The sequence below is a fragment of the Cohnella cholangitidis genome (assembly GCF_014107495.1).
GTDB lineage: Bacteria > Bacillota > Bacilli > Paenibacillales > Paenibacillaceae > Cohnella > Cohnella cholangitidis.
The window spans coordinates 4,733,033-4,745,242 of record NZ_CP041969.1 but is presented as its reverse complement, the minus strand read 5'-3'; the positions used below and the strand labels follow the sequence as shown (position 1 = coordinate 4,745,242).

General features: G+C 50.6%; 11 protein-coding genes. All 11 read right to left on the bottom strand.

Features of this window, described 5'->3' with window-relative positions:
- Nucleotides 1-38 precede the first annotated feature (38 nt).
- The 11 genes from glnA to liaF all read right to left on the bottom strand — a co-directional run bounded on the left by glnA (nt 39) and on the right by liaF (nt 11,997).
- Nucleotides 39-1,463, bottom strand: coding sequence for a type I glutamate--ammonia ligase (glnA, locus tag FPL14_RS21875; protein ID WP_182299746.1), 1,425 nt, complete (start codon nt 1,461-1,463; stop codon nt 39-41).
- A 449-nt stretch (nt 1,464-1,912) separates the two neighbouring features.
- Complete coding sequence (gene aroF / locus FPL14_RS21870) at nt 1,913-2,974, bottom strand: 3-deoxy-7-phosphoheptulonate synthase (protein WP_182299745.1); 1,062 nt, start codon at nt 2,972-2,974, stop codon at nt 1,913-1,915.
- 155 nt (nt 2,975-3,129) lie between these two features.
- Nucleotides 3,130-3,621, bottom strand: coding sequence for a DUF2062 domain-containing protein (locus FPL14_RS21865; protein WP_182299744.1), 492 nt, complete (start codon nt 3,619-3,621; stop codon nt 3,130-3,132).
- 80 nt (nt 3,622-3,701) lie between these two features.
- Nucleotides 3,702-4,661 carry a 4-hydroxy-3-methylbut-2-enyl diphosphate reductase gene (locus tag FPL14_RS21860; protein WP_182299743.1) on the bottom strand — a complete coding sequence of 320 codons (960 nt, stop codon included), beginning with the start codon at nt 4,659-4,661 and terminating at the stop codon, nt 3,702-3,704.
- 167 nt (nt 4,662-4,828) lie between these two features.
- Nucleotides 4,829-6,319 carry a sensor histidine kinase gene (locus tag FPL14_RS21855; RefSeq protein ID WP_182299742.1) on the bottom strand — a complete coding sequence of 497 codons (1,491 nt, stop codon included), beginning with the start codon at nt 6,317-6,319 and terminating at the stop codon, nt 4,829-4,831.
- Nucleotide 6,320: 1 nt separating this feature from the next.
- Nucleotides 6,321-7,007: a response regulator transcription factor gene (locus FPL14_RS21850; protein ID WP_182299741.1), complete on the bottom strand. Its 687-nt coding sequence runs from the start codon at nt 7,005-7,007 to the stop codon at nt 6,321-6,323.
- 88 nt (nt 7,008-7,095) lie between these two features.
- Nucleotides 7,096-8,604, bottom strand: coding sequence for a S1C family serine protease (locus FPL14_RS21845; RefSeq protein ID WP_182299740.1), 1,509 nt, complete (start codon nt 8,602-8,604; stop codon nt 7,096-7,098).
- A gap of 178 nt (nt 8,605-8,782) precedes the next feature.
- Nucleotides 8,783-9,196: a YugN family protein gene (locus FPL14_RS21840; RefSeq protein ID WP_182299739.1), complete on the bottom strand. Its 414-nt coding sequence runs from the start codon at nt 9,194-9,196 to the stop codon at nt 8,783-8,785.
- Between the two features lie 88 nt (nt 9,197-9,284).
- Nucleotides 9,285-9,959: a response regulator gene (locus FPL14_RS21835; protein ID WP_182299738.1), complete on the bottom strand. Its 675-nt coding sequence runs from the start codon at nt 9,957-9,959 to the stop codon at nt 9,285-9,287.
- Nucleotides 9,960-9,970: 11 nt separating this feature from the next.
- Complete coding sequence (locus FPL14_RS21830) at nt 9,971-10,990, bottom strand: HAMP domain-containing sensor histidine kinase (protein ID WP_324617833.1); 1,020 nt, start codon at nt 10,988-10,990, stop codon at nt 9,971-9,973.
- Nucleotides 10,990-11,997 (bottom strand): cell wall-active antibiotics response protein LiaF, encoded by a 1,008-nt coding sequence (liaF, locus tag FPL14_RS21825; RefSeq protein WP_182299737.1) that lies wholly within the window; start codon nt 11,995-11,997, stop codon nt 10,990-10,992. Before liaF ends, FPL14_RS21830 begins: the two co-directional genes overlap by 1 nt.
- Nucleotides 11,998-12,210 lie beyond the last annotated feature (213 nt).

The following is a 12,210-nucleotide window of genomic DNA, read 5'->3' as shown; positions in this document are numbered from 1 at the left end:
ATGAAAGGCTTTTTGATATTCGATAGTATGTCGATCAATTAGCAATCGAAGTAGAGGCCATACTCGTGCGGATGAATGCGGATAGCTACCGATTTCGCTTCAGCGCGTTTCACGCTCACGTAGTTCTCGATAAATTCTTTCGTGAATACGCCGCCTTCAGTCAAGAACTCGTTGTCGGCTTCCAGAGCGTCAAGCGCTTCGTCCAATGTACCTGGAACGCTGCGGATTTCTTTCTTCTGCTCATCGGAAAGCTCGTAGATGTTCGTGTCGAAAGGTCCATAGCCAAGCGCGGATGGATCGATTTTGCGTTTGATTCCGTCCAAACCGGCCATCAGCATCGCTGCGAAAGCAAGGTAAGGGTTAGCCGTGGAATCCGGCGTACGGAACTCGATACGGCAGCCTTTAGGAGTAACCGCCGCAACAGGGATACGAACCGCTGCGGAACGGTTGCCTTTGGAATAAACCAAGTTAACCGGCGCTTCGTAACCAGGAACCAGACGTTTGAACGAGTTCGTGGACGGGTTCGTGATCGCGATCAAAGCGGGAGCATGGTGAAGAATACCGCCGATGTAGTGCAACGCCATTTGGCTCAAGTTAGCGTATGCGCCTTTTTCGTAGAACAAAGGCTCGCTGCCGTTGAAAATGGACGAGTGAACGTGCATCCCGCTGCCATTATCGCCGAACAAAGGTTTTGGCATGAATGTTGCGACTTTGCCGTATTGGCGAGCAACGTTATGCACGATATATTTGTATTTCATCAAGTTATCAGCCGTAGTCGTCAACGTATCAAACCGGAAGTTGATTTCCGCTTGGCCCGCAGTAGCTACCTCGTGGTGATGACGCTCAATGCGAAGACCGGCTTCTTGCATCAGGCGAACCATTTCGCTACGGATATCTTGTTGGGAATCGACGGGAGCAACCGGAACGTATCCGCCTTTTACGCCTACTTTGAAACCAAGGTTTCCGCCTTCTTCTTTACGGTTCGTGTTCCAAGCCGCTTCTTCGGAATCTACATAGAAGGAAGAAGAATTCATCGTGGATTCGTAACGAACGTCGTCAAAGATGAAAAATTCGGATTCAGGAGCGAAGAACGCAGTCGTGCCTACTCCGGTAGTTTGCAAATATTCTTCAGCCTTATGCGCGATCGAGCGAGGATCACGCTCGTAACGCGCGCCATCAGGCGTATGGATGTTAGAAACAATGATTAATGTCGAATGAGCCGTGAAAGGATCTACATATGCCGTATTCGTATCCGGCATCATAACCATATCGGATTCTTCGATACCACGGAAACCCGTGATGGAGGAACCGTCGAATGCTACCCCGTTAACGAACGTTTCCGCATCGACTTCGGTAGCCGGCAAAGTAATGTGATGAGCGCGACCAGCAAGGTCGATAAAACGGAAATCAACGAACTCGATGTTTTTTTCCTTGATCAAATCCAAAACTTGTTGTACTGACATTTTGAATTTCCTCCCCATTTCCGAACATTAAGTGTGTGAAACCGATCTATTGTTCAAGTTTTCACCGAACTTATGAAGTTATTATAAAACTCTCCTATATGAGCGTCAATACTTATGTAAGGTATTTTTTGCGGTTGTGTGAGCATTGCTCACAACTTCAACAAATGTACATAATTACATTCCTCCATTTCACTCGCAATATCTTCCATGCGTTCCTCTTGTACACACCGTGTCCCTCTAGCATTGAATGCGCTTACGTCCAATCCACCCTTAAAACCTGACATGGCTGTCCTTGCTAATCCATTAGCTATTCATAAATGTCCTAGGCTTACATTTGTTCTTCAGATCTTAGTTAGTTAAGGAAATTCGCCCAGAATCCGAACAAATCAAAAAAAATCACATCGCCGCCGACGGTTTTCCGTCCAAGCATGCGATGTGATTTATTTCGTCTATTTAATCCATGTGGCAAACGCTTCTGCCGGCGCTTTCTCCGTATCGAACTTCTTGCCGAGAAGCGGCGCAAGCTGCTCCAGTTCCTTGAGCAAGTTCGCGAACTGATCCGGGAACAGGGATTGCACGCCGTCGCCGGTAGCCGAATTGTCCGGATCGGTATGCATCTCGATGATCAAGCCGTTCGCCCCCGCGGCTAGCGATGCTTTCGTCATCGTCTCGACCAATTCCCTGCGACCCGTCGCATGGCTAGGATCCGCGATGACCGGAAGATGCGACAATTGCTGGATAACCGGAATGGCGGTTAAGTCGAACGTGTTTCGGGTATACGTTTCGAACGTGCGAATTCCCCGCTCGCATAGCATAACATTAGGATTGCCGCCCGCCAGAATGTATTCCGCCGCATTCAACCACTCATCGTACGTCGCGCTGAAACCGCGTTTGAGCAATACCGGATTCTTGATCGTGCCTAGCTTGCGAAGCAGGTCGAAGTTCTGCATGTTACGCGTGCCGACTTGCATGATATCCGCGTACTCGGCGCATACGTCGACGAACTCCGGAGCCATGACTTCGGTAATCGTAAGCAAGCCGTATTTCTCGCCCGCTTCCTTCATCCATTTCAGGCCTTCCACTCCGATCCCTTGGAAGCTGTACGGACCCGTGCGGGGCTTGAACGCGCCTCCTCGAAGCACCTGTCCGCCCGCCGATTTCACCAACCTTGCGATCTCGTCGATCTGCTCGGGCGTTTCCACCGCGCAAGGTCCGCCCATTACGACCAGGTTATCTCCGCCGATCTTTACGCCCTTCACTTCGATGATCGTGTCGTCCGGGTGGAAATCCCGGCTAGCGAGTTTATACGATTTGGAAATCTTGATTACGTTCTCTACGCCTTTCATCGAACGGACATGTTCGGCGAGCGTTGGCTCCGCTTTGCCGATGATTCCGATGACGGTACGATCCGTTCCGCGCGACACGTGCGCTTGGACGCCGGATTGTTCGATATAACGGACGATTTCCGCGATGCGGTCGTCTGTAATTTGAGGGGAAGTAATAACGATCATGACATTCACTCTCCTGAATGATTTAACGCGTATACGCTGTGACGCTTATACGCTTTTAAGCACTAAAGTAAATATAGATGAAAAAAAGTCCACTGTCAACCCCGCAAAATCGTTTTGCGAATCGGTTGGCCTTGGACATTTTTACCTACAAACGACTAAATTCTAGCTTCAAGCTTCGCTCTGTTTAGTTTCTTCTTGTCTTTACGCTTCGCCTTGTACGTATCCAAACTGTATTTGATCGGGAAATAACAAAGCATTCCCAGAATCGCCCCATCCACCATTCCGCCGACGATCAGCTTTAGGTTCGTCAACAACAAATGATTGAACCATTCGGGAACGACCGGAATATGGAAGCTGAGATGCTTCGGAAGAATCCAACCGCCTACTTTGGAATTCGGGTACATCATCGGAATGTAGATGATTTTACCCACGACGAATCCGATCAAAGCTGCAGGCAAGTTTCCCTTGAGTAAATAGCACAGCGGAAAAATAAGCACGAATGCGAACCCCAACGTAGGCAGAGTAAACATTTCGATTGCAAGCCCGATTGCGAAGCCCATCGCGACAATGGAGGCACCGCCCTTTGCCCGGATCAACATCATATATTTGAATTTCAGCCAACGCGGTATTTGTTGAAGTCGATGCATGGGAAGCTCCTTCCAAGGATGACGGAAGCAAGTCCGCTTAGAAGCCGTTCAAAAAAATCATCTTGCGATCAAGAAGAACTCTAGGCTTGGACTTCCGCTGCCTTCATTTTTACGTTAGGCAACAATTTATTCGGATTAACGGTACGTTTAATCGGCCAAGTATCCGGGTTGTCGGAATCGAATTGCTCCAAATAAGCGATCACTTCCTTGGTCAGTGCGGTCGGAGTCGACGCTCCCGATGTCACGGCAACCCGTTCAAGCCCTTGCAGCCATTCTTGCTTAATCTCGGATACGTCCGCTACGCGGTAAGCGGGGACCCCGGCGATCTCTTGCGAAACTTGGGCTAGACGGTTGGAGTTATTGCTTCGAGGATCGCCTACGACGATGCATAACTGGGCTTCTCCCGCTTGATCCGCTACCGCTTCTTGACGAACCTGTGTCGCTAGGCAAATTTCGTTATGAATCTCGGCAGTCGGGAAGGCGGCAAGCAATAAGGCCATGAGATGCTTAATGTCCCATTGGGACATCGTAGTTTGGTTCGTGATAATGATCCGTTCCGTGGCGAGGTTCAATTTCTCGATATCTTCTTCTCGCTCGATAAGATGTACGTTGCCGGGAGCGATTCCGATCGCGCCCTCGGGTTCCGGGTGATTTTTCTTGCCGATATAGATAACCTCGTAGCCTTCGCCAACCTTCTCCCTGATCAAGTCATGGGTCTTGGTTACGTCCGGGCACGTGGCGTCCACTAACGTTAATCCCTTTTCCTTCGCTCTCCTGCGAACTTCGGGCGATACGCCGTGCGCGGTGAAGATAACGGTACCCTGCTCGATCTGCTCCAATATTTCCAGCCGATCATTCCCGTCAAGCGTAATGATCCCTTCGTCTTTGAAAGCTTCCGTTACATGACTATTATGAACAATCATTCCCAATATATAAATAGGCCTTGGAAGGTCTAAGTTACGCGCGGTCTGCAGGGCAAGCACCATTGCATCCACAACGCCGTAACAATAGCCTCTCGGGGAAATTTTCACGACTTCCATAATCAACGCCCGCTTTCTCGCCCATGATGCGTTTTCCTTCTCCGAGTTCGATGGACGTAACGACTCTCTTCCTATTATAACTTATTAACGTTACCGGGAAAAGGCGACGCGAATAGCGGAAGGCGGCAACACGGATTCTAGCACCGGTGTTGACGCCTTCTACTGAATTAATCCGATAATCGTTTATCTTTGATTGCCAAAATCGGCAGCCATATCGTAAATACCGTGCCTTCTCCAAGCTGCGTTCTGACTTCGAACCTGGCGTGATGCATATCCGCTATCCATTTTGCGATAGATAATCCCAGACCGGTTCCCGATGTTTCGCCTCGAGACACGTCTACGCGGTAGAACCGTTCGAAAATGTGAGGCACTTCCTCGGCATGGATGCCGATCCCGGTGTCCGCTACCGATAAGCCTACGAATCCGTCAGCTTGGGACGCGTACAATCGAACGGTTCCATGAGGCGTGTACTTGAATCCATTCTCGATTAGGATGAACAATAATTGAAGCAAGTAATCGCGATTCCCCCGTACTTCCACTCCGTTCAGCGCCTCAAACGGTCCTGCCACCCACTCCGCTTTGCGCGGAAGGAATCCGGCTCGGCGAGAAGCTTCCTCCGCCAACGGTTGCAAAGGCACGTTCTCCATCTCCATCACGTACCCCGCATCGGCTCTAGCCAAGGACAAAAGATCGTTAACCAAGCCGCTCATCCGCCGGGCTTCGTCGGCTATATCCCGAATGGACTCCAGAGACATCGTCTGCTTATCCATCGCGGACAACGCGGAATGCTCGACTTGACCCGTCGGTCCGCGCAAGTCGTTCTCCCATATTTTCTCCAACAGATCCACGTTCCCGCGTATAGTCGTCAGCGGGGTTCGCAGCTCATGCGATGCATCGGATACGAACCTTCTTTGCGCGGCGTTGGAGTCCTCCAAATTTTTGTACGCCCGCTCAAGGCCGGATAACATCCCGTTAAGCGTATCCGTCAGACGCCCGATCTCGTCATTCGGCGTCTCCCGCGGAATTCTCAAGCTAAGCTGAGACCCGCTCTGGATTCGTTCCGCCGCCTCCGTTACCCGATTGATCGGCATTAACGCTTTGCGGGACAAGAACATGCCAAGGAAAAACGCGGCTATTACTCCGGCAACGCCGGAAAACCACAAAATGTTTCTTAGTTGGGTTAGAAACTGTTCTTCACGCCCCGTAAATGCCCCGACTTGAAGCAGTCCGACAACGTTTTTATCGTACAGCAACGATTTCTCCAGAATAAGGAACGGAGCTCCGTTCACTTCCTTGGACACGAACCGGTAGTTCGGATCAGCCTCGTCTTGCCTTGGAAAAGGGAAAGTCAGCTCGTCTCTCCTCTGGCTCGGAAACATATTATCCGTCTTCTGATCGACCGTTCCCGTAACGGTTTGAGTATAGTTGACCAATTGAATATAGATGCTGTTGTAATCAATCCCCCGCGGAACAATTCCTCGAAGATTGATATTAGCCGTTAGAGATACATCCGTATTCGCGGCGATCCTCTTCATATTGTCCTTGAGCTCGGACATCGTGTTATTCTGAACCACGCCATAGATAATAACCCCGAAAGCAACCAAAGCTACCGCAAGCAAACCGGAATACCATAATGTTAGCCGCAGCCGGATGGACATGCTAGCCTTCTCCCTTCAGAACGTATCCGGCGCCTCTAACGGTCTGGATCAGTCTTTTCTCCCCGTTCTCCTCCAACTTCTGCCTCAGCATGGCCACATATACCTCTAGCACGTTGGATTCCCCGCTGTAATCGTATCCCCAGATGCGTTCCATAATGAGATCTCTCGATAACACTCTTTTCGGATTCTGCATGAATAGATGCAGCAAATCGAACTCCTTCGCGGTCAGATCGATTCTCCGGTCTCCTCTAAGCGTCTCCCTGCCATCGACGTCGAGCAGCAGATCCTCGTAACGAAAATGCCCGCTTTCCTCCGACTTCTCCGGACGCCTTCTCAACAGCGCGCGAACGCGGGCCATCAACTCTTCCAGGGCGAACGGTTTCACCAAATAGTCGTCCGCTCCCAAGTCGAGCCCTTTCACGCGATCCGTCACCTCGTCCTTGGCCGTGAGCAGAAGTATCGGGGATTCGATTCCCGCTTCCCGCACTCTTCTGCACACTTCCCAACCGTCCATCTTCGGCATCATGACATCGAGAATAACAAGGTCGACTTGCCGTTGGTTAAGCAGCTTCAATCCTTCCGCGCCGTCGGGCGCGGTCGTAATTTCATATCCTTCGAAAGCTAAGCTGCGGCGCAACAGAGCGGTAATTTTCTCATCATCGTCGATCACAGCAATATGGGGTCTCATCCGACATGGCCTCCTCTAGCCCAAAAAAGCGGGACAACCTCTTTCCGGTTTCCCGCTCCTCATGGTCTTATCCTCAAACCGTATTCGTTTATTCTTGAGTGTTATATTCGTTCTTATTGCCGATCTCGACGTTGATCTCGATTTTCTTATCTCCGCGCAATACGTCGAGCTTCACTTTATCGCCGACCGCTTTCTTTTGGATGGCCGCGATCAGTTCTTCTTTGTTTTTATACGACTTGCCGTCCATGCCCGTAATGACGTCATATTGCCGCAAGTCCGCTTTGTAAGCAGGGCTATTGAACAGCACTTCCCGTACGAACGCGCCCGTTACGCTCTTATCGAGCCCCAAACGCTGAGCGATGTCCTCGTTCACGTCCATGAGCGTCGCCCCGATGAACGGTGCCGGCTTTTGCGGAATTTTCGTATTGTTCTTCAGGTTATCCAGCACTTCCGTAATCGTGCTGGTCGGAATCGCAAATCCGATACCTTGAGCTTGGGAGCTGACCGCCGTATTGATCCCGATGACCTCTCCCTTCAGATTAAGGAGCGGACCGCCGGAGTTGCCCGGATTAATCGAAGCGTCCGTTTGCAAGAGATGTTCGTAGTTCCGCGTGCCGTTCGCGTCCGGAATACTGATCTCGCGCTCGTTGGAGCTAAGCACGCCTACCGTGATCGTATGCTCGAAACCGTAAGGATTTCCGATCGCCACAACCCAATCTCCCATGTTCAAGCTGCTGGAATCGCCTAGCTTCAGAGTAGGGAAATTATTGCCTTCGATTTTCAATACCGCCAGATCCAACTCGTAGCTGGATCCGAGAAGTTTAGCCGTGTAGGCTTTCTCATGGCCTTCGATGGTCACCTTAATCTCGCTCGCTCCGGCGATAACGTGTTGATTGGTCAAGATATATCCCGTCGAGTCGAAAATGAATCCCGATCCCATCCCGCTCGGTTGCAGCTCGCCTTGGTTGCCGCTTTCCCCGCCGTTGTTGCCGCCTCCGAAATCATCCCCGAAAAATTGGCGGAAAAAATCGTCGTCGAACATGCTGCCTCCGTTGTTTTGTTGCGCGGCCGCGTACGTCTCGATCTTCACGACGGCCGGAGAGGATTGTTCGAAAATTTTGGCGATGTTGTTCGGGCGAACGACATCCTCGGAGTTGCCTACCGAGTTGCTCACGGGTTTGGCATCGACCGCGGCATTCTGGGACTGCGAGGATCCGCCGAGCAATTCTGACGAGAACCAATTCTGCCGGTCAGCCGTGAACATTAAAGCCCCGACAGCGACAACCCCGACCAAGAACGAAGCGAATATCGCGCGAAACGACGTTCGTTTCGGAGGTTTAGCCCCCCAGTCATTGCGAGCCGGACCGCCGGATACGGTGAATGGGCGATACTCCTTCGTCGTTGTCGGAGTGACGTCCAGCGTCTTCGATTGCTCGGAATGCTGTTGCAGCTCGTTATCGCTATGAGCTTGGCTCTGGCCGAAAGGGCCGAATGTATACGGCTCGGACTCCCTGCGTACATCCGCATAAGGGTCGTCCCGTTTCTCCGGATCATATGTTAGGCCTTGCTCTTCCGGTTTTTTGTATTGATCATCCATTTTGATATGCCTCCTCGCACCGCGTTCTTCGGCGCCGTTCTGAACTTCATATCCGTATATTAAACGAGTTTCCTTAAAACTATCTTAAACGTTAATGAAGACGAAGTAAAAGCCCGCAAAAAAAATCGCGCCTTGATAAAAATAAAGAAACGGCACTTGGCGTGCCGTTCGAATGTCCTCATGCCGGGTATATGGCCTCTACTTCTTGCAGTTTCCGTTTGGCTTGCTCGATCCATTTGGAATCGACTTCGGCATCGGCATCCAGCGGATCGGAGAATTGATCGATTAGCGCTCCGAGCGCCCTTGGCTGGGCTTCCCGGTCTGACCCTTCATTATAAACGTGTTTAAGGACGTACGGTTGTCCGAACTGAATTTCCGTACTCACCTCTCCGGCTTCGCTGTCCAAATTGCCGGCCGTCACCTCGAAGGGGAGCCTTAGCCAGACTTTGTTCGCTTCATCCAAAGCGCAGTCAAAGGAGCCGTGGTCGTAATCCCAATTGCCGCCGAGGGTGAATCCATGATCCAGCAGCGCGTTTCTCGAGACTTCGTAGTCCTGAACCTGCGACGTTAAGGAAGAAGAAAGGGTATGCACTTGGGGGATCCCCTTTTTTTATATAGTAAGCGTCCGATAAGATGGACTTTTCGAACAACCTTCTATAGGGTATCCCATTCGTTGCCCTTTATCCTTCTTTAACCCATCCTTTGCGGTGCGCGTATATAGCAAGCTGCGTCCGATCTTCCAATTCGCATTTCATCAGAAGGTTGCTGACATGCGTCTTCACGGTTTTGATGCTGATATGCAGCTCGTCGCTAATGTCCTTATTATTAAGGCCCTCGGCAATCAAGAGCAGAACTTCGCGCTCCCTCTCCGTCAATCCCTCAACCTCGTGGCTCGCCGAGCGTTTGCGAAGTCCGCGGGTCAAAGCTTGGGATACGTCGGAACTCATGACGGGCATGTTTTTGATGGCTCCTTGCATCGCGTAGATCAATTCATCCGCCGATACGGTTTTCAACACATAGCTGACCGCTCCCGCTTCGATAGCCTCAACGACTTTCTCGTCTTCCAAGAAACTTGTAAGAATAATGATCCTTAACTCCGGATATCGGCTAAGCAATTCGCGCGTCGTTTGGACTCCGTCCATATCGGGCATCATTAAATCCATCAGCACGATTTGCGGCAATTGCCCGTCGTATCCTCCGCGGCCGAGCTTCTCTAACGCGTCTTTCCCTCCGCTAGCTTCCCCGATAACTTCAAACCTGGAATCAAGCATCAAATAAGTACGCAAACCCATTCGAACCATTTCGTGGTCGTCGACAATAAGTACTTTCCATGGAGAACCTGCCGGCTCCGTCATCCTCATCGCTCCTATTCAAATTTCGGGAACCAAACTTTCACCCGCGTACCCGATCCCGGCTTTGTCACGATTTCCGCTTCCCCGCCCAGCTTCTGGGCGCGTTCGCGCATAGTAGACAAGCCATATGCACCGGTTCTTACTTGGTCGTTCCTAAAACCCGAACCGTCATCTTCTATAGATAAAGAAATCTGATGGTCCGTTTCCCCTAGAAACAGTCTCACGCTTTGCGCTTCCGCATGTTTGACCACATTGGCCATCGCCTCTTGAATGATCAGGAACAACTGGTGTTCCTTCGCGTCGGAGATCCGGGTATGCACTTGGATCTCCAGCGTTCCTTGGACGCCGTTCTGCCTGCAGTAGTCCGGGAACCAACGCCCAACCGCTTCTTCTAACGTTCTTCCTTGCAACTCCATCGGCCTTAATTGCGCGATAAGCCCTCGCATTTGGCGCTGCGCCGAAGACGACATCGCAATCAATTGCTCCATGACTTTCTGCGCGTGCTCCATATCTTTCTCCAACAGCTTAGGCAGAGAGGAAGCCGACATGTGCAGCGCGAACAATTGCTGGCTGACGGTATCGTGCAAGTCGCGCGCGAGCCGCTTCCGTTCTTCCAACACGGCTTCTTCCTGCGCGGGAATCCCTTCCATTACTTCTCTTTCCCCTAGCTGCTGAAGAAGCTTGAGACGTCCTTCCAAATGTTGCATCATGGCGTTCATCTCGCGAAATACGCCCGAAAACGCATCCCCTTCGACAACGGGAAGCCGAGTATTCCAGCCGCCTGCGGACACTTGTTTCATCGCAAGCTGCAATTGATCGATCTTATGCTGCGTTTTTTGTCCGGTACGATAAGCGACGACGATCTGCACGGTGACGAGGACGCCGACCCACGTAAGCCAAGTTTCCAGATTCGGCGCCTCATCCATAGACATTACTAACACGAGATAGACCAGAGCCATCAAAATCATCGTTAACAAGCCCGAGTAAAGCGATGACGCCCACTTGCTTGTTCTTACCCTTTTCACCATCTCCATTAGCCTACCTTCGTGATCCGAACGTCGCCGATGAAGCTGCTGACGACAAGTACGACGCGCTTGTCGGAGTCGGCGAAATTCGGAGTTTCCACGGACATTTGATTGAATAATCCTCCGCGTTTCTGATCCAGCACCTTAACATCGCCGATCAAACAGCTAGAGACCACTTTTATCCCCACCGCGATATCGTTAGGAACGAACACCTTTACATCCCCTATAAAGGAAGAAACGTATACTCTGGTTTCGCCCATCGAGATTTGCGCTTTCGTCAAATCCAGCATCGTATCCCCGATGAAATGAGAAATGTTCATTGGACTCAATTCCCAATAATCGGCGCCGAAATGCGCATCCCCGATGAACCGGCTATGATTATTTTTACATGAATGGGACCAATCGTTATTTTTCCACCAATCTTTGAATTCGCCCTTATGCTTGCCTCCATAATGCTGGTTATGGAACGGTTCCCGTTGGTTCGCTTCCTGGTACGAATTCCGGAAGGGATCCTCCGCGTTAAACGGCTTCTTCTCAAGGTCGATTTTGCCTCTGCGTTCGAACTCGTCTACTTCCGATGGCGCGGGAGGAGGTCCGGGAGGAACGGGGGGCATCGGAGGAACCGCCGGATCAAACGTATTCCATCCTTCTCCTTTGTCCGTATGTTTGGATTTATCCGAACGGTCTCCTTTGAAAATCAAGTTAATGCCGAATAAAATAATCGCGACCGGCGCTAGGATACGGATAAAATCCGAGAAATCCCATTCCAACAATTCCAAGTTCCGGCCGAGAAAATAGCAACCGATCAGAATGATGATCGAATTCCACCAGAATCCCCCGCCCTGCTGAAACAATAAAGCTTGCAAACCGAACAAGATCATTAATACCGGCCAATACGTCGATGCGATCTCTCCGATATCGATCGAGATAAACCCGATTTGATTGAGCAAATATACAACTCCGATCGCCACTATAACGAGACCCCATAATAAACGGTGAGCTGTAGATGATTTCATAACCCTGTCCTCCAATAGTTGCTGATCGACTCTTCTGTAATCAGTATAGCGAAACAAGCACAAGGAACAACAGCGGCGCGGGTTGTAAGTTGATCTCGGTCTGCAGACCGAGATCAAGAGGATGAGCACAAACCCTTTCCGACGATTAGCTACCATCAACAATCAAAGAATTCCATTTTCATTGAATTTATGTTACTTATTATCACATTATTC